15 protein-coding genes are annotated in these 19,955 nt (G+C 63.4%); 10 read left to right on the forward strand and 5 right to left on the reverse strand.

The window, feature by feature from the left end; genetic code table 11:
* Positions 1 to 71: 71 nt before the first annotated feature.
* On the reverse strand, positions 72 to 1,280 hold the full coding sequence (locus CXQ88_RS07740) for an ROK family transcriptional regulator (RefSeq protein ID WP_104043579.1): 1,209 nt from the start codon (positions 1,278 to 1,280) through the stop codon (positions 72 to 74).
* Between the two features lie 322 nt (positions 1,281 to 1,602).
* Between CXQ88_RS07740 and CXQ88_RS07745 the strand changes: the two genes are divergently transcribed.
* From CXQ88_RS07745 to CXQ88_RS07780, 8 genes are all read left to right on the forward strand, one after another.
* Positions 1,603 to 2,553 (forward strand): sugar phosphate isomerase/epimerase family protein, encoded by a 951-nt coding sequence (locus CXQ88_RS07745; RefSeq protein ID WP_181037441.1) that lies wholly within the window; start codon positions 1,603 to 1,605, stop codon positions 2,551 to 2,553.
* Positions 2,554 to 2,657: 104 nt separating this feature from the next.
* The gene (locus tag CXQ88_RS07750) at positions 2,658 to 3,878 is read left to right on the forward strand and encodes an inositol-3-phosphate synthase (RefSeq protein ID WP_258061734.1); all 1,221 of its coding nucleotides are present in this window, start codon (positions 2,658 to 2,660) and stop codon (positions 3,876 to 3,878) included.
* Positions 3,875 to 4,756, forward strand: a complete 882-nt coding sequence (locus tag CXQ88_RS07755; protein WP_258061736.1) for an SCO3242 family prenyltransferase — start codon at positions 3,875 to 3,877, stop codon at positions 4,754 to 4,756. The genes CXQ88_RS07750 and CXQ88_RS07755 overlap by 4 nt, the downstream gene beginning before the upstream one ends.
* Complete coding sequence (locus tag CXQ88_RS07760; protein WP_219816309.1) at positions 4,753 to 6,261, forward strand: EboA domain-containing protein; 1,509 nt, start codon at positions 4,753 to 4,755, stop codon at positions 6,259 to 6,261. Before CXQ88_RS07755 ends, CXQ88_RS07760 begins: the two co-directional genes overlap by 4 nt.
* An 11-nt stretch (positions 6,262 to 6,272) precedes the next feature.
* Positions 6,273 to 7,151 (forward strand): TatD family hydrolase, encoded by an 879-nt coding sequence (locus CXQ88_RS07765; protein ID WP_104043581.1) that lies wholly within the window; start codon positions 6,273 to 6,275, stop codon positions 7,149 to 7,151.
* Positions 7,151 to 8,284 carry a metabolite traffic protein EboE gene (gene eboE, locus CXQ88_RS07770; protein ID WP_104043582.1) on the forward strand — a complete coding sequence of 378 codons (1,134 nt, stop codon included), beginning with the start codon at positions 7,151 to 7,153 and terminating at the stop codon, positions 8,282 to 8,284. The genes CXQ88_RS07765 and eboE overlap by 1 nt, the downstream gene beginning before the upstream one ends.
* 38 nt (positions 8,285 to 8,322) lie before the next feature.
* Entirely contained in the window at positions 8,323 to 9,723 is a 1,401-nt protein-coding gene (locus CXQ88_RS07775; protein ID WP_104043583.1) for an alkaline phosphatase family protein, read from the forward strand.
* A gap of 317 nt (positions 9,724 to 10,040) precedes the next feature.
* The gene (locus tag CXQ88_RS07780) at positions 10,041 to 12,125 is read left to right on the forward strand and encodes a PQQ-dependent sugar dehydrogenase (protein ID WP_219816310.1); all 2,085 of its coding nucleotides are present in this window, start codon (positions 10,041 to 10,043) and stop codon (positions 12,123 to 12,125) included.
* Between the two features lie 118 nt (positions 12,126 to 12,243).
* Here CXQ88_RS07780 and CXQ88_RS07785 read toward each other — a convergent pair whose 3' ends face one another.
* From CXQ88_RS07785 to CXQ88_RS07800, 4 genes are all read right to left on the reverse strand, one after another.
* Entirely contained in the window at positions 12,244 to 13,488 is a 1,245-nt protein-coding gene (locus CXQ88_RS07785) for an ROK family protein (RefSeq protein ID WP_258061738.1), read from the reverse strand.
* Positions 13,489 to 13,718: 230 nt separating this feature from the next.
* Positions 13,719 to 14,801, reverse strand: coding sequence for a polyprenyl synthetase family protein (locus CXQ88_RS07790; RefSeq protein ID WP_258061739.1), 1,083 nt, complete (start codon positions 14,799 to 14,801; stop codon positions 13,719 to 13,721).
* Positions 14,802 to 14,873: 72 nt separating this feature from the next.
* Entirely contained in the window at positions 14,874 to 15,923 is a 1,050-nt protein-coding gene (locus CXQ88_RS07795) for an ABC transporter permease (RefSeq protein WP_104043586.1), read from the reverse strand.
* A complete protein-coding gene (locus CXQ88_RS07800; protein ID WP_104043587.1) occupies positions 15,920 to 17,440 on the reverse strand; it encodes a sugar ABC transporter ATP-binding protein in 1,521 nt (506 codons plus the stop codon). The genes CXQ88_RS07795 and CXQ88_RS07800 overlap by 4 nt, the downstream gene beginning before the upstream one ends.
* A 154-nt stretch (positions 17,441 to 17,594) precedes the next feature.
* Here CXQ88_RS07800 and CXQ88_RS07805 point away from each other — a divergent pair, with 154 nt between their 5' ends.
* Together CXQ88_RS07805 and CXQ88_RS07810 are read left to right on the forward strand one after the other, a co-directional pair.
* Positions 17,595 to 18,638, forward strand: coding sequence for a substrate-binding domain-containing protein (locus CXQ88_RS07805; protein WP_104043588.1), 1,044 nt, complete (start codon positions 17,595 to 17,597; stop codon positions 18,636 to 18,638).
* An 88-nt stretch (positions 18,639 to 18,726) separates the two neighbouring features.
* Complete coding sequence (locus CXQ88_RS07810; protein WP_181037442.1) at positions 18,727 to 19,899, forward strand: Gfo/Idh/MocA family protein; 1,173 nt, start codon at positions 18,727 to 18,729, stop codon at positions 19,897 to 19,899.
* Positions 19,900 to 19,955: the final 56 nt, after the last annotated feature.

The following is a 19,955-nucleotide window of genomic DNA, read 5'->3' on the forward strand; positions in this document are numbered from 1 at the left end:
GTTTGAGACTAATGGCCGGTTTTGTTGCCTGTCAAGCAAAAGCCGTCGGGAGGTTGAAGCAAGTTGACGACTTAGACGGTCAAGGCACCCGACAAGCCCAAAACCATAGCATCGATGCGCTGCGGAGACATGGCGTGGTGAATTGCCAGCATGCTGGCGCCGAGCACTCCCGCATCGAGTCCCGAGCTGGACTGGACGATTTGGAGGTGCTGGGTTGCCAGCGGAATGGTGCGGGAGTAAACGACCTCCCGGATGCCTGCGATGAAGTGCTCGCCCGTCAACGCCATGGAGCCGCCAATGACGATGACAGACGGGTTCATGAGGCTGACGCAGGCGGAGAGAACCTCACCCACGTCCCTTCCTGCCTGCCGCACCGCTCGTACGGCCTCAGCACTGCCGGCGCCGACAAGGCGTACTACGTCTTCGCTGGTGTTCGCTTCCACGCCGAGCTCGCGAAGCCTGGACGCGACGGCGGGTCCTGATGCGACGGCTTCGAGGCAATCCAAATTTCCGCAGTGGCACGGAACGCCGGCACCATTGTGCACCCGGATATGCCCGATATCGCCGGCAACTCCATCCGCGCCGCGCTGGAGCATGCCACTGGATACGATGCCCGAGCCGATGCCAGTGGCGACTTTAACGAAGATGAGATTGTCAATGTTTGGCCACGCAACATTGCGCTCCCCCAGTGCCATGATGTTCACGTCGTTGTCTACGAGGATCGGAACGTGGAAGTGGGCCTGCAGGTGGCCCGGAACGTCGAAGCCGTTCCAACCGGGCATGATCGGCGGATTGATGGGCCTGCCGGTCCTATGCTCCACCGGCCCAGGCAGGCCGATGCCGATTGCCAGGAGATCCGTCATTGCCCGCCCGGAGTCCCGGAGCAGCTCGGTACCCAGTTCGACAACAGCCTCCAGCACTATGTCCGGACCCTGGGTTACTTCGATGCTGCGCGCGGCCTCCCGCAAGCGGTGACCGGTGAGATCCGTAACCGCCACACTCAGGTGCGATGCTCCGATGTCCACACCGAGGACCACCTTACTGCCGGCCTTCAACGCAATGCGCGACGAGGGGCGCCCGCCGGTGGAAACAGCATCGTCGACGAAGCCGACCAGCCCAAGCTCCATAAGCGCCTCAATGCGAAGCGTGATGGTGGAACGTGCGAGTCCCATCTTCTCCGCGAGTTCAGTCCTCGTACGCGGGCGCCCGTCCCGCAGGATCTGGAACAGTTCACTCGCTCCGGACGAACCCAAGCCGTTAAAAGTACTTATGTCACTCATCGACTAATTAAAGCACACCTTTCGACAAAAGGGTCAGAGAGCGGCCGCTTGCACCTGACGTCTGGTTTCGGCTAGGGCGGTGATTCAGAGAGAAGGTATCAATGACGCCAGGCCGACGCGCCCACTACCCAAATCCGCATAACTCAGCGCCAGTTCGGTCTAAGGAACGCCTCTGGAAGCGCGAATACATCGAGGAGCGGACGACATTCGTTGTTTGCCGTCATTAGTCGTGTTAGGTTCGTTGTGATCGACGCCTCACAGGGCGACGCCCTTCGAAGGGCGCCGACGGGGCTAGATGCAGCATCACTTCAAGGAGGAAGATTTGATCACTGACATCAACTTCGGCGGCCCCCACTGGCGGCTGGGTGTCCGCAGGGCCGCTGCAACTGCCGCACTGGCCATGGCGGCCACTGCAGCACTCGCCAGTCCGACTGCCGCAGCTCCCGATTCCCCCAACTCGTACACGGCCGCTGATTGCGCAGGCAGAAGCGTTCCCGCCAGCAAAATTTCCATCCAGATGTTCAGCTACTGGGGTTGGACGCGTGAGGTAGGCACCGAGGCCGTCCTCGCCGAGCTAAGCGACATCGGCTACCAAAATGTGGAGCCCTTCGGCGGCACCTACGAGGGCCGGACTTCGTCCGAGTTCGCCGACCTGCTCGGCAGGTACAGCCTGAAGGCGCCCACGTCGCACGGCAGCACCAACGAGGCGCAGTTCGACGGGACCCTCGCGTACGCGAAGGCAATTGGCCAGAAATACACGGGCTCGGGCGGATCCGCGTCGCCTGGCATCAGCACCTATGAGAACACCCTGGCGACGGCGCAGACTTTGAACCGCTTGGGCGAGATGTCAAAGAAGGCGGGCACCGGCAAGATCTTCGTCCACAACCATCAGGGTGAATTCACCAACCAGTTCGCCGATCCGGAAACCGGGGAAGTCAAGAGCGCCTGGGAAATTTTGGTGGAGAACACCGATCCGCGGTATGTGACTTTCCAACTGGACGTCCTGTCGGCAGCTCACGCCGGAGTCGACGTCGTCAGTCTCATCGAGGAGCATGGCGACCGCATTGAACTCCTGCATGTTAAGGACGGCTTCCTGAACGGGGACGCACGGGCCATCCCCACCGACGTCGGCGAAGGCGACATCGACTGGGCCCCGGTCCTCGACGCAGCGCAGGGAACGGTGAAGTACTACGTGGTGGAACGTGATGGTGCCCCGGTTACCCGCGAATTCGCTGAAGACAGCTTCAACTTCCTCACCTGCTACTCCTACTGACCCTTGGATCTTCGACCGGCTCATGGAGCCCGCCCGCTGAGGGCTTGCACACCGCATCTTGAAAGGACATCAAATTGGGTAAATCAGCTGAGGGGACAACGGGCGTGACCTCGAGCGCAGGACCGACCACATATACCTACGGAAAGACGGGCATCTGGCTGATCGGCGCGCGGGGGTCAGTGGCAACCACAGCCGCGGTGGGCCTGGCCGCCATCTCCGCCGGCCTCGCGAACGCCACCGGCTGCGTCACGGAGCAGGAACCCTTCCGCGAAGTCGCGCTTCCCGACTTCGCGGACTTTGTGGTGGGCGGCCATGACATTAGCGACGTCTGCATGACCAAGCGCGCCGAGGCACTCGTTGAATCGGGGATGCTTCCGCTTCACCTGCTCGAATCCGTCCGACCCCAGCTCGTGGAAACCGACCAGCGCGTGCGGCCGGGCTATAACGCGGCGCAGAAGTCGGAGTCGCAGGCCGAAGTGGTGCAACGGCTTGCCCAGGACATCAGGGATTTCAAGCACTCCAACCGCCTGAACCGCGTCATTGTTCTCGACGTCGCTTCCACGGAAGCGCCGGTTGAGCCAATCCCTGAGTTCAGTGACGCGGACCTGCTCCTGGCCGCGCTCGAGGAGCCGGCACGCGCGGTGCTTCCGCCCAGCTCCGTCAGTGCTTACGCCGCCGTCCTGGCTGGCTCTCCCTACGTGTGTTTCACACCTTCCACTGCTCTTGACGTGCCTGCGCTGCGCGAACTGGCATCCCAGCACCGTGTTCCAACCGCCGGGCAGGATGGAAAGACGGGCCAGACCTGGCTGCGGTCCGTTCTGGCTCCGGCCTTTGCCGCCCGCGGGCTGCGTGTCCTGTCCTGGGCCGGAACGAACCTCCTCGGCGGCGGTGACGGAGCGACGCTTGCTGACCCGCGGGCCGTTGCAGGGAAACTGCAGTCCAAGAACCGGGGGCTCCAGGAGCTGACCGGAGGGGCGGTTACCCCGCTTCACATTGACAACGTCCAGGATCTCGGCGAGACGAAGGTGGCTTGGGACCACATCAACGTTGAAGGTTTCCTCGGCTCCCGCCTCACGCTGCAGACTACCTGGAGCGCTTACGACTCCATGCTGGCCGCACCCATGGTGCTTGACCTCTCACGGCTGATGGCGTTGGCCCATGCTGCCGGAGAAGAAAACCACGTAGGCGCCCTGGGATTCTTCTTCAAGGATCCGTGGGGCAGCGATGAACACTCGTTTGCGAACCAGACCAACAACCTCGTGGAGTGGGCACAGGCGGCCAGCGCGAAGCTGGCGGCCGGCACTGGGAGCCCCGAGCAGCAGTGAGCCGCATCAACGATTACCTTGAACTGGTCCGTGCGCCGGCCGTCCTTACCGTCCTCGGAGACACGCTCGTGGGCGGGTCCGCCGCCGGGCACGCGCTTAGCGGCCGCCGGATGATCCTTCCCCTTGCGAGCGCCTGCCTCTATGCCGGGGGAATGGCCCTGAATGACTACGCCGACCGCGGGATCGATGCACGCGAACGGCCGGGACGGCCTATACCGTCCGGGAGGGTCAGCGAACGCAACGCACTTGCTGCCGCGGCAACCCTGACCGTGGCCGGGCTCGGCTTCAGCGCTGCCGGGGGCGGCAGGCGGGCGTTCGCCGTGGCACTTCCGCTGGCCGCGTCAATCTGGACCTATGACCTGCTGGCCAAAAGCCATGCGGTGGCCGGTGCACTCACCATGGCGTCCTGCCGTGCCCTGGACGTACTTATGGGCGCGGGCTCCGGGCACGTTCGCCCCGCACTCGCCGCGGCCGGCATCATGGGCGGTCACACGGTGGCTGTCACCCTCCTTTCCCGCGGTGAAGTCGAGGGAACAACGACGGCGACGGCTTCCGGCGTTGCTGCCGGCACTGGCCTGCTGGCAGGTGCCGTAGTTGCCGGTACTGCTGTACGCCGCGTCCAATTTGTTGCTGTGCTTGCCGCGGCGGCCGCCTATGCCGTCCGCTGCGGTCCGGCTCAGGTGCGGGCTGCCCGCAATCCGGTGGCGACGAACGCACTTGAGGCCACGAAGGCAGGCATCCGGGCGATGATCCCCCTGCAGACTGCACTCACGCTGCGGCAGGGAAACGTGGCCGCTGCCGGAGTGCTTGCATCAGTGGACCTGCTCGGCATGGTCCTGCGTTCCCGTCCCCGGAGTTCGAGGATAAGCGAGTCATGACAGCACCTACATCCGCATCAGCACCCACGATGCCCTTCAGCCTGGGATACGGTACCAACGGTTTCGCCGACCATCCCCTTCCCATCGCCCTCGAACTCCTCGCGGAACAGGGCTACGACGCAGTGGCCCTGACCTTGGGCCACCCGCACCTGGATCCGTTTGCGGAGGACCTGGACGCGCAACTGCAGGCACTGCGAAGCCGGCTCGATGAGCTTGGGCTTCGCGTCGTCATTGAAACGGGCACGCGTTTCCTGCTCGACCCGCGGCACAAGCACCGGCCCGCGCTTGTGGATGAAAAGGCCGAAGCCCGGGTCGCCTTCCTGCGCCGTGCTGTTGACATAGCAGCCGTCCTGCAGGCAGAGTGCGTCTCCTTCTTCTCCGGCATACTTCCTGAGGATGCCACCCCCGAAACGGGATGGCAGCGGCTTACCTCCCGGGTCGCTGACATCGTGGAGTATGCACGCGGCAGGGACGTCCTACTCGCCGTCGAACCCGAACCGGGAATGTTGGTCGAGACGGTTTCCGACGTGCTGCGCCTGCGCGAAGAACTTGGCAATCCGGACAACCTGCGGGTGACCGTGGATATCGGCCACTGTGTAGTAGTGGAGCCGGCCGGGGTGAGGGGCGCACTGCTGCAGGCCGGTCCACTCCTGGCCAACGTCCAGTTGGACGACATGCGCCCGCACGCCCACGAGCACCTGCCGTTTGGTGAAGGCACCGTCGACCTGCCGCTCGCACTCGCGACCCTGGCCGAGCTCGGCTACCGTGGCGTTGCCGCCGTCGAGTTTCCGCGGCACTCCCACGACGCGCCGGGGCTGGCGGTGCGCAGTATGGAGGCGCTCGGCACCGCCTGGGGCGAAGCGGGAACCAGGGCGGAATCGGAACGATGGCTGCGGGAAAGCACAGCGGCGATCGCCGCCGACCCCGCCAGCCTTGGCAGGATTTTTGCCATGGCCGGCCGCCGCCTCGGCCGCGGCCCTCTGCGTCCGGATGCCGATCCCGCCGGTGTTCTGTACGGCACCGTAAGCGACAATGCGCGTGGCCAGCTGATCGGATGGCTTGGAGAGGTCCTTTCTCCCCATGAACTGGCAGAAACCCTGTTGACGCTTTACGACGGCGGCGATTCCGCCGAACGCCGGGGCGTGCTGAAGGGATTGGGGGCATTGGCAACGCGCTCGCCGGAACCTCCGGCCGTCGTCGTCACCGCCGGAGTGCGCCTGACAGCGGAGGCCCTGAGGACCAGCGAAAGCGGCATTGTTGCAGCCGCCGTCGGTCCCTTCGCCGCCGCCTACCTGGACCAGCACAGCTGGCGCCATGCCGTGCTGAAGCTGGTTTTTATGGGCATCAGCCTCGGCGCGGTCACTGATCTCCAGGAACGGGCTGATGCCGAGCTTGCGCGGATGGCACGCGACTTCGCTGCGGAACGCAGCGCCGCCGGGCGTCCGATCCCCGAGGACGTCCATCTGATCCTGCAGTCCTCATCCAGCTATTCCACCACTTCTTAAGGGAAGCAGATATGCGTATTTTCGACCCCCACATCCACATGACCAGCCGGACCACCAATGATTACGAGGCCCTTTACGCCAACGGAGTGCGTGCGCTCGTGGAACCCGCGTTCTGGATGGGCCAGCCCCGCACCAACGTGGGCTCCTTCATCGACTACTTCGACTCGCTGCTCGGCTGGGAACGGTTCCGCGCCGCCCAATTCGGCATTCGGCATCACGCCACAATCGCACTCAACCCCAAGGAGGCGAACGATCCGCGGTGCGTTCCCGTGCTGGACGAGATCCCCCGCTACCTGGCGAAGGAGGGCGTCGTGGCCATCGGTGAAATTGGCTACGACTCGATGACTCCCGCCGAGGACGAGGCATTCAGCCGCCAGTTGCAACTTGCGCTTGAGTATTCGTTGCCGGCCATGGTGCACACTCCACACCGGGAGAAGCTCGCCGGCACTCAAAGGACGCTCGACGTCGTACGAGAGTCAGGCATCACGCCGGGCATGGTGGTTGTCGACCACCTCAATGAAACGAACGTTGAGATGGTGAAAGACGCCGGCGCATGGATGGGGTTCTCCATCTACCCGGACACCAAAATGGATGAGCAGCGGATGGTCGCGATCATGAACAGGTACGGAACCGAAAGGGTGCTGGTCAACTCAGCCGCGGACTGGGGCAGGTCGGACCCCCTGAAGACCGTCAGCACCGCCAACGCGATGCTCGCGGCCGGCTTCACTACCGACGACGTCGACAAGGTGCTCTGGCGCAATCCCGTCGAGTTCTACGGCCAGAGCGGCCAGCTCATCCTTGATCCGATCCCCGGGTTCGATGCGGCTGAACTGCCTGATGCGGCAGCGGGTTTCGAGGGCAACTCCGTCCTGCGGGGGGCCAGGGTCTGATGCTCCTCTCATACTGCACCAACGTCCATCCCGCCGAGGATCTCGACGGCGTGATCCGGCAGCTCCGCGAATACGCCGGTCCCATCCGCCGCACCGTCGGATTGGATACCCTCGGCGTGGGGCTGTGGTTACCCGCCGGGCTGGCCCGTCAGCTGGTCCACAATACAGACGACCGCGCTGCCCTCCGCGACGTCCTCGATGCTGAAGGGCTGCAGCTGCACACAATCAATGCCTTCCCCTACGGCGGCTTCCACAATGAGGTAGTCAAGCTCGACGTTTACAAGCCGACGTGGGCGGAGCGTGCGCGGTTGGAGTACACGCTGGACTGCGCCGAGGTGCTGGCAGCTTTCCTGCCGGAGGGCACAGCCGGCTCAATCTCGACCCTGCCCCTTGCGTGGCGTGAGCCATGGACACAGGCCGACGACGACGCCGCCACCTCCGCCATTGCCGAGCTGAGCTCCGGGTTGCGTGACCTGCGGGAACGTACGGGAAAGACTGTCCGCGTCGCCGTCGAACCCGAGCCGGGATGCGTGCTCGATACCGTGTCTGACGTGGTCGGCTGGCTGCGTACCCGCATAGAACGCGGCGTGGATCCCGAGTTCGTAGGCTTGTGCGTGGATACCTGCCACCTTGCCGTTTCGTTCGCGGACCCGGCGGACGCTGTCCAGGAGATCGATGCCGCTGGCTTGCGGATAGTGAAGGTACAGGCGTCAGCAGCCCTGCACGTCACGGATCCGTCCGACCCGGCAGCCCGGGAGGCCCTGGCTGCCTTCGTTGAACCGCGATACCTGCACCAGGTACGGGAGTCCCAGCCGACCGGCGTTGTTGCTGCAGACGATCTCGGTGAAGCCCTCACTGAGCTGCCAGGGGAAAGCGCGTGGCGGGTTCACTTCCATATCCCCCTCCATCACGTCCCCTCCGCCCCTCTGGAGACCACCGTGGACGTGCTGAGCCGGACCGTCACCGAAGTTCGCCAGTTGCCCTACGCATCTGAGGTCCACCTCGATATCGAGACCTATACCTGGAGCGTGCTGCCCGGCGCTTCGGTGGGCATCACCGACGGAATTGCAGCGGAGATTGAGTGGGCGCAGTCGAATCTGTTTGCTGCCGCACACGCTGACCAGCACTCCTGACGCCGGACGCCAATGACAACCCGAAGCAAGGAAAAACCGTGAAACCAGTACTGCTGCTGAACGTCGTTGGCCTGACTGCCAAGGCCCTGGGCCAAATGCCTCGCCTGTCGCGGCTTGCTGCACAGGGATGGTCATCTGAGCTGGCTACGGTCCTGCCCGCTGTCACGTGCACGGTTCAGTCCACCATGCTGACAGGCTTGGCGCCGGCGCAGCACGGGATCGTGGGGAACGGCTGGTACTTCCGGGAGCTCGGGGATGTTTTCCTGTGGCGCCAGCACAACAGGCTTGTCAGCGGCGAGAACATCTGGGAGGCCGCCCGCCGGCAGCATCCCGGGTACAGCGCAGGCAATATTTGCTGGTGGTACGCCATGGGGATGTCCACGGACCTAACAGTGACCCCAAGGCCCGTCTATCATGCGGATGGCCGCAAATCCCCCGATGCCTACGTCCGGCCCGCGGAACTTCACGACGAACTGGTGGCCAGCTACGGTGAGTTCCCGCTCTTCCAGTACTGGGGCCCGACGGCGACCATCCAGTCGAGTGAGTGGATCGTCAACTCCACGCGGCACGTCATGCGGAACCAGTCACCAAACCTGCTGATGGCCTATCTGCCGCATCTGGACTACGACCTGCAGCGGTATGGACCGAATTCACCGCAGGCTTCGCGCGCAGCTTCCGAACTCGACCGCACCCTGGCGCCGCTGCTGGATGAAGCCCAGACGTGTGGCTACGCGGTGATTGCCGTGGCCGAGTATGGGATCGAAGAAGCAAGCAGGCCCGTGGATATCAACCGCGTCCTGCGCAGGGAAGGCCTGCTGGAGGTCTACGTGCAGGACGGCCGGGAGCAACTCGATCCGTGGACGTCGCGGGCGTTTGCCGTGGCTGATCACCAGGTTGCACACGTCTACGTCTCCGACCCGGCAGACGTGGAGCGGGTGGCGGCGGTTCTTCGCGGGACTGATGGAGTGGACGAGGTTCTGAACCGGGAGGCGCAGGCCCGTTACGGACTCGATCATGAAAGGTCCGGGGAGCTCGTTGCCGTAGCGGAGCCCCGCGCCTGGTTCACCTATTACTTCTGGCTCGACGACGACCGGGCACCCGAGTATGCGCGCGGCGTCGATATCCACCGGAAACCGGGTTACGATCCCGCCGAGCTCTTCTTCAATCCGGCAGACAAGCTGGCGAAGGCAAAAGCAGGGCTCAACCTGGTGAAAAAGAAGCTGGGACTGCGGTATGCCATGAGTACCGTGCCACTGGATCCGACGCACGTGCGGGGCACTCACGGACGGCTCCCGGATTCCGCAGCCGGCACGCCCCTCATCATTGGCTCGGAGGACCGGATTCCTTCCTCGATAGAGGTTCTCCTCAGCAGTGGCCGGCAGGTGCCTGCGGCTGCAGTGAAGGAGCTTGTTCTCCAGACACAGGGAATCCGAAGCTAAATTTAGCGTTCCAAACAACAAAACTACGGCAGGCAGTTTGCGGCGCTGTCGCAGTCGCGGATGCCCGTAAATAAGCTGGCAGCTCAAGATCTGCTCAATTTTGTTTTCTGAAACCACTAGGCAATTGCGGTTGGCTCAACTAGCGTTCTAAGTGACCTGAGTCCGGCTGGTCCGGGTCCTCAATGACGAGAAGAAAGTGAACGATGACTGTTAATCGACACGGGATAGCGCAAGCTTCCGGGCATCGGGCCGATGCCACCGGTTTTACCAAAAGACGCACCGCCCGAGCTGGTGCCGGCTTGGCTATGGCTGCCCTGATGGCCACCTCCCTCGCAGTCGGACCGGCGCAGGCCCAGCCGGGCGGCACTCCCGACGTAGCTCCGCCCGATGCCAACTTCCAGAAGGTAACGCTCAACGACGGCCCGGGCGAGCCCGTTGACCTGGCCGTTCTGCCCAACAACGACGTTCTGCACACAACCCGCGGCGGCGAAGTTTGGCTCAACGACGCGGAGACCGGCCTTAACACGCTGGCCGCAACCCTGGATGTCTACGAGCATGACGAAGAAGGCCTGCAGAGCGTCGCCCTTGATCCCAAGTTCGGGACCAAGGGCAACAACTGGGTTTATCTGTACTACTCGCCACCGCAGAACACCCCTGTGGATGATCCCGCAACCACCGGCGTGAACGAGGGTGACGCGCCCTTCACCGGCACAGCCGCGGACTTCGATAAGTTCAAGGGCTCCCTGGTGCTTTCGCGTTTCCAGTTCAACGGTTCCTCCATCGACCTCGCCAGCGAGCAGGAGATCATCGAAGTGCCCGTGGACCGCGGCATCTGCTGCCACGTCGGCGGCGACATCGTCTTCGATGCCGAGGGCAACCTGTACCTCTCCACCGGAGATGACACCAACCCGTTCCAGTCGGGCGGCTACACCCCCATCGACGAGCGCCCCACCAGCAACCCCGCGCTGGATGCGCAGCGGACCTCCGCGAACACCAATGACCTGCGCGGCAAGGTCCTGCGGATCACGCCCAAGGACGGCGGCGGCTACACCATCCCCGCAGGCAACCTGTTCCAGCCCGGCACTCCCCAGACCCGGCCTGAGATCTACGTGATGGGCCTGCGCAACCCCTTCCGCATCGAACTCAGCCAGAGCACCGGCGATCTCTACATCGCCGACTACTCCCCCGACGCGCGTTCCGCCAACCCCCTCCGCGGCCCTGCAGGCACCGGCAAGTGGGCTGTAGTCAACGAGCCTTCCAACTACGGTTGGCCCTACTGCGCTACCGCTGAACTGCCGTACGTCGACTACGACTTCGCCACCGGCACCTCCGGTGAAACATTCAACTGTGCTGCTCCCGTGAACGATTCACCAAACAACACTGGCCTCCGGGAGCTGCCCCCGGTAGTCCAGCCTGAGGTCTGGTTCTCCTACGGCGCCTCTGCCGAATTCCCTGAGCTGGAAACCGGCGGAATTGGCCCGATGGCCGGCCCTGCCTACGAGTTCGACGAGAAGGCAACCAAGGGCCGCGCCCCTGTTGCGTGGCCGTCCTACTACGACGGCAAGTCCTTCTTCTACGAATGGACCCGCGACTACATCAAGGGCATGACCGTGGAGAACGGGGACCTCGTCTCGATCGAGAACGTCGTCGACTCCCTCGTGGTCGATAACCCCATCGACATGGAGTTCGGGCCCAACGGTGCCCTCTACGTTCTCGAATATGGCGATGGCTACTTCGGTGAGAACCCCGACGCGCAGCTTTCCCGCATCGACTACATCGGCGCAGGCGGCAACCACAGCCCCGTGGCGGTAGCCGCCGGAACGCCGACGGCGGGTGCCTCACCGCTGACCGTGAAGTTCTCGAGCGAAGGCACTGCCGACGCCGACGGCGACAAGATCCGCTACGAGTGGGACTTCAACTCCGATGGAGTCGTGGACTCTGAGGAAGCGAACCCCACCTGGACCTATGAGGAAATCGGAACCTACACTGCGAGCCTGAAGGTCACGGACCAGGGCGGCAAGCACCGTGGGCGCCACTCGTCCGCAGAGGTGGCAATTGAGGTAGGCAACCAGGCACCGGTCATTGAGTTCATCAACCCCGTCGCAGGCCAGGAGTTCCGCTTCGGCGACACTGTCAGCTACGAGGTCCGCGTTACGGATGACCAGCCGGTTGACTGCTCACTTGTCAAGGTGACCTACATCCTCGGCCACCACACGCACGGACACCCGCAGACCACGACCTCGGGCTGCACCGGCACCCTCACCACTACCGTTCCCGAGGGCCATGACCCGGCCGTAGACGACCTTTCAGCAGTCTTCAGCGCCAGCTACACCGACGCCGGCGACGCCGCATCTGCTCCGCTGACCGGAACCGCTGAGGTGGTACTTGCCGTAGCCAACTGATGCTCCGCGGAGTAGCAGTGGTTGCACTATAAGGGCCACCGGCCCAAAGAATGAAGCGGATCCTGTCCCAGCCGAAAGCTGGAACAGGATCCGCTTTTTGGTTACCTGCCGCGGAGAATTACGCGGACGGAACCCTCGCATCGGCGTCGTCATCCTGGGGGCGCAGGAAACCGGCGGGATCCCGGATGAGGGGTTCGAAGGCGAGCTCCGCGGCACCAACCAGGATGGAATCTTCGCCAAGGGGAGCCAACTCGATGGCGACGCTCTCCCGCGGCCCGCGTGTTCCCGGAGTGCGCAGCGCTTCGCCGAGGGCGTCCGGTGCGGCGCGAACGAGGATGCGCAGGAAACCGCCCAGCACGATCAGGGACGGATTCAGCAGGTTGACCACGCTCTTCAGTCCGATAGCCAGAAGTGCGACCTGCCGGTCGATGATGTCCCGCAACTCCTGGGACGCGGACTCGTCCTGCAGTTTCTCCAACACGGCCTCTTCGAGGTTCTCCCTTTCCCCGGCCGGTAAGCCGACTGCAGCAATCAGCTCTTCACGCGTGACCTCGGCTTCAAGGCAGCCGTAGGACCCGCAGGTGCAAGCGGTCCCGCCTGAGCGCACGTGAGTGTGCCCAAGTTGTCCGGCGAATCCCGTGGCTCCTCGAATAAGGCGCCCTCCGCTGATGACACCTCCGCCTATGCCGCTCGCTCCGCCATAAAGGTAGACAAGGTCCCGAACGTCGCGGCCCGCACCGAATGTGGCCTGCGCACGTGCACCGGCGACAGCGTCATTTGCTGCGGTGACCGGCAGTTTCAAGGCCTCGCTGAGGAGCGCTGCGAGACGCTGGTCACGCCAGCCAAGATGCGGGGCCTCTATGACGGTGCCATCCACAGGATCCACCAGCCCCGGAATGGCCAGCCCCACGCCCATGATCCGGTGACGGGCGGGAAGCGAGGTGCGCATCCCCGTGTAAATCGCCTTCACGATATTTACCACTTCCGCTACCGACGGCGCGCGGACGGTATGGAAGCGGACAGGGTTCACTATGTGCCCGCCCAAGGCAACAAGCGCAACGCTGACCACATCGATATCCGGGTTCACCGACAGTGCCAGCGCGCCGGGACTCGGTTCAATCATGATGCTGGGGCGGCCGTGCTGTTGTGCCTGGTCGAGGTCACTCTCCACCACAAGGCCGAGGTGGACGAGTTCACCCACGAGCGCCCCGATAGTTGATCGGTTGAGCCCGGTGGCCCGGGTCAGTTGTGCGCGGGAAACGCCGGCCATGGAGTGCACCAGGCCCAGCACGGTGGAAAGATTATGCTGCCGGGTGGAATCGCGGTTGTTCCCGAGGTTGGTCCCGGCAACGGTGCGTCGCACGCGCTCATCGTGCATTGGCGAAGTCATTCCGCGGCAACTTGTCCGGGCGCGACTCCCGCAATCAAGAGTGGAACCGAACGGCAAAGGCAGGGCACTTCGACAACGGCCGACGTCTTCCCTTCCACCCCGGATCAGGTCCTTCCTGGCAGATAGCCTCGGTGCCGGATTTGTTCTCTCATAATAACGGCAGAGCGGGCGGTATCTGCGAGGCGGGAGCCATCACAGCGCGGCTAGTGTGACCCGACGTTGGAGATAGCAGAGAACAGCATTCGTTCAAGGCTCCTGCTTACGGCATCCGGCACTCGGTCTGCGTCCAGGTGCATCACTGCGAGGTGGGCATTCTCGGTGGCAAGCTGTATGGCGTAGTCCTTCGCACCGCAGGACACCAGCAGCGACCGGACCTTTTCGGCGTCTGCGGCGGTCATGTCCTGCGATCCGATGAGTGACGCGATCCTGCTCCATTCCGGCCGGGTGGCTGCATAGGAGAGCAGGGCCGTCCGTTTGCCTTCCCGGAGGTCTCCCCAAGTGGTTTTCCCGGTGCGGCTTTCCTTGCCGAAAACGCCCAGAACGTCATCCGCGATCTGATAGGCGATGCCTGCGTAACGCCCAAAGCCAGTCAGCGCCGCCACAACGGGTTCCGGGGCCGCTGCCAGCACGGCGCCTGCCTGCAGGGGCGCCTCGAACGAGTAAACGGAAGTTTTTTGGTGTGCCGTCTTGGTGATGTCTTCAAGCGAAGGCATTTCCGGCGTCCGGCTGAACTCTATGTCCAGGACTTCGCCGCCGACCGAAGAGAAAATCGCATCATCGAGGATGCTGTTCAGCCGCCAGTGCACCGAGGCCGGCGCTTCTATCGCCCTCAACAGTCGGTAGGCGCTCGACAGGGCCAGGTCCCCGGCAAGGAGCCCGGCCGAAACCCCGGCGTGGTCTGCCGACGCAGACGGCTCACCGGCACGCAGTGCCCTGCTTCGGTAGTGGCCGGACACATTGGGGATGCCCCGCCGGACGAAATCACGGTCAATGACGTCGTCATGAATGATGAGCGCGCTGTGCAGGAGTTCGTACGAGGCCGCGAGCTCCGCGGCGCTGACGAAATCAGTGCCGCCCAGCTGGCGGTAAGCCAGCATGACCAACCGCGGGCGGGAGCGTTTGCCGCCCGCGGTTGCTCTTTCGAGTGCTTCCCAGAGGCCGAGATAGGTTGCGTTCACGGAGACAGCGCGCAGCTTCGCGTCGGCGAAAAAGCGCTGAAGCGCATTTTCGACCAGCTCAAGGTCCGCGTTGCCGTTCAGTCGGTTGTCCACGTTCAGGAAGTTCACTGCGCTGCCCTTCGCTTCTGGTCCTGGCTCCGCGGAATTGCCGGGAGCGCACTGTGCCCGCCCTCCGGCGACCTAGCTTTTTATCTTGCGCGGACCCCGGGCGGCGAAGCGCTGCTGCAGGAGAACTGCGACAACAATGATCAGGCCCTTGGCGAGTGCCTGGACGGAGGTGTCAAGGTTGTTCTGGGTAAAGACGTTGGTCAGGGTGCTGAAAATCAGCACGCCCAGGACGGTGCCCACAATGGTGCCGCGCCCGCCAATAAGCAGCGTTCCGCCCACCACGACGGCGGCAATCGCATCAAGCTCGTAGAGGAGGCCGTGCGTCGAGGTTCCTGCGGTGGTGCGGCCGAGCATCATGATGCCCGCGATGCCGGCAGCGAGCCCGGCAAGGACGTAGAGGGAGACGAGATGGCGCTTTACCTTGATGCCGGCCAGCCGGGATGCTTCGAGGTTTCCGCCGATGGCGATGGTGCGGCGGCCAAAGGTGGTGCGGTTCAGGAGGAACCATCCTGCAATCGCTACGATGACGAAGATCCAGATCAGGAGGGGAACGCCCAGCAATTCAGAGCGCATGACCCTCAGGAAGTCCCGGTTGCTGACAATTTGGGTGCTGCGGCCGGAGATGAGCTCGGCAAGGCCGCGGGCACCGACCAGCATGGCAAGGGTGGCAATAAAGGCCACGACGTTGCCGTACGCGATGACCAGACCGTTGATCAGTCCAGCGCCCACGCCAACCGCGAGCGCCACGAGAACAATCAGGATCCACGAAGACTGTGTGGCGGCCAACTGGACGCTGGCCAGGGTGGCCACCACCGTTGTAAGGCCCATGACCGAACCGACAGACAGGTCGATGCCGCCCGCAGTGATGACGAACGTAACACCGATACTGATAACACCGATGATCGAGGCATACCGGAGGATGGTTAGCAGGTTTTCCAGGTTGAGGAACCGGTCTCCACTGGTGGCGGCACCTACAACGAAGAGCAGCGCGAGCGCAATGACCAGCCCCAGGCTGCGGCCCGCCGGGCCGCTCAAGAAATTCTGCAGGGGGTTGGCCTTGGTGGTGTGGTCAGCCGGCGCGTCGATGCGCGGTTCAGCGACCTTGGTGTTCTGCTCGCTCACGCGGCACTTCCCTTCATAACGAGGTCGAGCACTCCGTGCTCGTCTATATCGCTTGCTTTGGTTTGGGTGAGGACCTTGCCGTCGTCGATGACGAGTACTTTGTCGGCGAGGCCCAGGACTTCCTCGATTTCGCTGGAGACGACGATCATCGCCGTTCCGGCGGCCGCGAGTCTGCGGATGAGTGCGTAAATTTCGGAGCGTGCACCGACGTCCACCCCGCGGGTGGGTTCGTCCAGCAGGAGTACCGGCGTTCCGTGCACCAGCCAGCGGGCGAGGAGGATCTTTTGCTGATTACCGCCGGAAAGGGTCCGCGCGGGCCGGTCGGGATCTGACGGTCGAAGCTCCAGTGCGGCGATCTGCTCACGTGCGGCGTCACGCTCGGCCTCTTCGTTCAGGTGCCCGGCCCGGGCGAAACGCTCAAAGGTTGAGAGCGTCACGTTCTTGAACACGGGCTCATCCAGGATGAGCCCCTGGCTTTTGCGTTCCTCCGGTGAAAGGCCGATTCCGGCGTTGACGGCGGACGTGACCGATCCCGGCCTGAGGACCTTGCCGTTCACGGAGACCCGGCCCGACGAGGCCTTCCTGGCACCATAGATGGTCTCAAGGATCTCGGAGCGCTTCGAGCCCACCAGTCCGGCGAAACCGAGGGTTTCGCCGGCGCGCACTGTGAAGCTGACTTTCTCGAAGTGCCCGAAAAGCTCAAGGTTGTCCACATCGAGTACCACGGGAGCATCCGCAGGGATGGGCTTCCGCTCCGGAAATACGTTCGCGACCTCCCTGCCCGTCATCAGGCGGATCAGTTCCGACTTGGGCGTGTCCGTGACGCTGAGGCCGTTTGCAGTGCTGCGCCCGTCCTTGATCACGGAGATGCGGTCGCCGATCTGCCGGATCTCTTCGAGCCGGTGCGAGATGTAGACGACGGCGATCCCTTGGGCAGTTAGTTCGCGAACCACCCGGAACAGGTTGGAGACCTCACCGGAGTCGAGGATTGCACTGGGCTCATCCATGATGATCAGCTTTGTATCGCGCGACAGGGCCCGCGCCATGCTTACGATCTGTTTGTTGGCGGCAGACAGCGTGCCTACTTCAGTGGACGGCGAAAGGCTGCCGTGTCCGAGCCGTTTTAGGAGGGTACGCGCAATCGCGTTCGCCTTTTTTACGTGGAGGACGCCGCCGGTGGCACGTTCGTGGCCAAGAAAAATGTTCTCGGCAACGGAAAGCCCATCGACGACGTCGAGCTCCTGGTACATGGTCGCAATGCCCAGGTCGAGCGCTGCAGTAGGACGGGGGAGTGAAATCTCCTTGCCCTCCCAGCGGATCTCTCCACTGTCAGGCTGATGGACGCCCGAGAGCGTCTTGATAAGGGTGGATTTGCCCGCTCCGTTCTGGCCCATGACGCAGTGGACTTCTCCCGGAAGTACCTGCAGATCGACGCCTTTCAGCGCCTGGACACCAGCAAAGCGCTTGGTGAGTCCCCGAACTTCGAGCAACGGCCGTGGCTGATCTTCTTCGAACATGCGACGAACCTAACACATTATGTCGGCGATCGGTATAAAGTCGTCGATTTCCTACAATCTTCTGTTATTGTGAGGGCAGTCACGCAGAGTAGCGGGCATACAAAGAGCATGCTGCACCACGCGAAGACGCACTTAACTCATTGAGGAGATACACATGCTTGCAGTTCGTACGGGCCGGAAGTTGCTCGTCACCACCGCTGCCTTTCTTGCTGTTGGCGCCCTTGTTACCGGGTGTACAGAAGGCGGGGGCGGTACCAACACCCAGCCCACCAATGCATCGGTGGAAGGCAATGAAGCCCAGGGTGACAAGGTTGTCATCGGTTTCTCCGGCCCCGCGGCGGACCACGGCTGGCTGGGCGCCATCAACTCCGCAGCTATTGCCGAGGCGAAGAAGTACGGCGACATCGACTTGCGGGTGGCTGAAGGAACCAACGACGCCAACCTGCAGATCAGCCAGGTAGAGCAGTTCATCAACGACCGCGTGGACGCCATCGTGCTGCTTCCCACCGACGGCGCTGCCCTTACACCGGTTGCCACCCAGGCCATGGAAGCCGGCATTCCCGTCATCAACGTTGACCGCGAATTCTCAAGCCCCGCGGCGGCTCGCGCCACTATCCTGGGCGACAACTACGGCATGGGGGTCAGCGCCGGCACCTACGTCTGTGAGCAGCTCAAAGACAAGAAGGATGCAGTCGTCGCCGAGATCGCCGGCATCGACTCGTTGCCGCTGACGCAGGACCGAAGCAAGGGCTTCAAGGATGCGCTGGAATCCTGCGGCCTCAATGTGGACAACCGCGTTGCAGCTGACTTCACCGTCCAGGGCGGAGAAGCGGCCACGTCTCAGCTCCTGTCCGCTGCTCCGAAAATCGATGCGCTCTGGAACCACGACGATGACCAGGGCGTGGGCGTCCTCGCGGCTATCGACAACGCCGGCCGCAAAGACTTCTTTATGGTCGGTGGTGCCGGCTCCGCCAACGCCATGCGTGAGATCCAGTCCGGTGAGAGCGTCCTGAAGGCCACCGTCATTTACCCCTCGACCCAGGCCGCGGACGGAGTCCGCCTCGCTCGCCTAATCTCACAGAAAAAGGCCATGAGCGATCTCGTGGAAGTGGAAGTCCCGAAGCGCATCGTTCTGAACGCCCCGGTTGTCACCGGCGAGAACGTCGACCAGTACCTGCCGACGGCTTTCGAATCGTAGGACCGTGTTAGGTGGGGCGCCCTGCCGCTGGCAAGGGCGCCCCATCTTGTTCCAACCAATATTTACTGCCGCCGGATAATGAGGAAACATGCTGAACGACGTACCACCCCTGAAGGTTGCCCTGATCGGACACGGATTTATGGGGGCTGCCCACTCTCAGGGATGGCGGGTTGCGCCGCGGTTCTATGATTTGCCGGCCAGGCCGGAAATGACTCTGCTGGTGGGACGCAATGCCCGCGGCGTGGAGGCATCTGCAAGGAAATGGGGCTGGGAAGAGACTCACACCGATTGGCGGGCCGCCATTGCCCGCGACGATATTGACGTAATCGACATTGTTACGCCCGGCGGCTCCCATGCCGAGATCGCAATTGCTGCACTGGAGGCGGGCAAGCACGTCCTGTGCGAGAAGCCGCTGGCAAACACCCTTGAAGAGGCTGAAGCAATGGCTGCCGCTGCGGACCGTGCCGGCAACGACGTCCTCGCGATGGTCGGCTTCACCTACCGCCGCGTTCCCGCTGCAGCCTTCGCAAGGGACTTGGTCCAGTCCGGGGCGATTGGCGAAGTCCGGCAGGTTCGTGCCGCCTACCTGCAGGATTGGCTGGTTGACGCCGAGGCGCCGCTGACGTGGCGTCTGCAGAAAGACCACGCCGGATCCGGAGCACTCGGAGACCTTGGCGCCCACGCGGTGGATCTCTCCCAGTTCATCACCGGCCAGAAGATCACGGGCGTTAGCGGCATCCTGAACACCTTTGTCCATGAGCGGCCGCTTCCCGGCGGGGCATCAGGCCCGACGGGCACCGCCGCAGCGGAGCGCGGTAACGTCAGCGTAGACGATCTCGCCCTTTTCACCGGGCGATTCGACGGCGGCGCAGTGGGTTCGTTCGAAGCGACACGAATGTCCACCGGCCGAAAAAATGCGCTGCGAATTGAAGTTGCCGGCTCCGCCGGCGCCATCTCCTTTGACCTGGAGAATATGAACTCTCTCGGCTTCTACGATGCAACCGCGCCCGACACCCGCCAGGGTTTTACCGACATCATGGTTACCGAACCGGGTCACCCCTACTTGTCTGCCTGGTGGCCTGCAGGGCACACCCTTGGCTACGAGCACGGCTTCGCGCACCAAGCAAAGGACTTCGTTGAAGCCATCGCTGAGGGCCGTCGACCGGAGCCGTCCTTCGCCGACGGACTGCAGGTGCAACGGGTGCTAAACGCCGTGGAACGCAGCGCAGAAGCCGACAGCATCTGGACGAAAACCATCTAGGCCGAGCGCCTCCAGCCTGGGTTAGTGAGGGATCAGGAATGCCCATCCCCCGCGTC

The organism is Arthrobacter sp. ZGTC412 (assembly GCF_002929215.1).
Taxonomy (GTDB): domain Bacteria; phylum Actinomycetota; class Actinomycetes; order Actinomycetales; family Micrococcaceae; genus Arthrobacter.

What these genes read in the sequence shown, in the direction of transcription:
- CXQ88_RS07740 (WP_104043579.1), bottom strand. Translation starts at nt 1,280, where the DNA reads ATGAGTGACATAAGTACTTTTAACGGCTTGGGTTCGTCCGGAGCGAGT.
- CXQ88_RS07760 (WP_219816309.1), top strand. Translation starts at nt 4,753, where the DNA reads ATGACAGCACCTACATCCGCATCAGCACCCACGATGCCCTTCAGCCTG.
- CXQ88_RS07765 (WP_104043581.1), top strand. Translation starts at nt 6,273, where the DNA reads ATGCGTATTTTCGACCCCCACATCCACATGACCAGCCGGACCACCAAT.
- eboE (WP_104043582.1), top strand. Translation starts at nt 7,151, where the DNA reads ATGCTCCTCTCATACTGCACCAACGTCCATCCCGCCGAGGATCTCGAC.
- CXQ88_RS07780 (WP_219816310.1), top strand. Translation starts at nt 10,041, where the DNA reads ATGGCCACCTCCCTCGCAGTCGGACCGGCGCAGGCCCAGCCGGGCGGC.
- CXQ88_RS07800 (WP_104043587.1), bottom strand. Translation starts at nt 17,440, where the DNA reads ATGTTCGAAGAAGATCAGCCACGGCCGTTGCTCGAAGTTCGGGGACTC.
- CXQ88_RS07805 (WP_104043588.1), top strand. Translation starts at nt 17,595, where the DNA reads ATGCTTGCAGTTCGTACGGGCCGGAAGTTGCTCGTCACCACCGCTGCC.
- CXQ88_RS07810 (WP_181037442.1), top strand. Translation starts at nt 18,727, where the DNA reads ATGCTGAACGACGTACCACCCCTGAAGGTTGCCCTGATCGGACACGGA.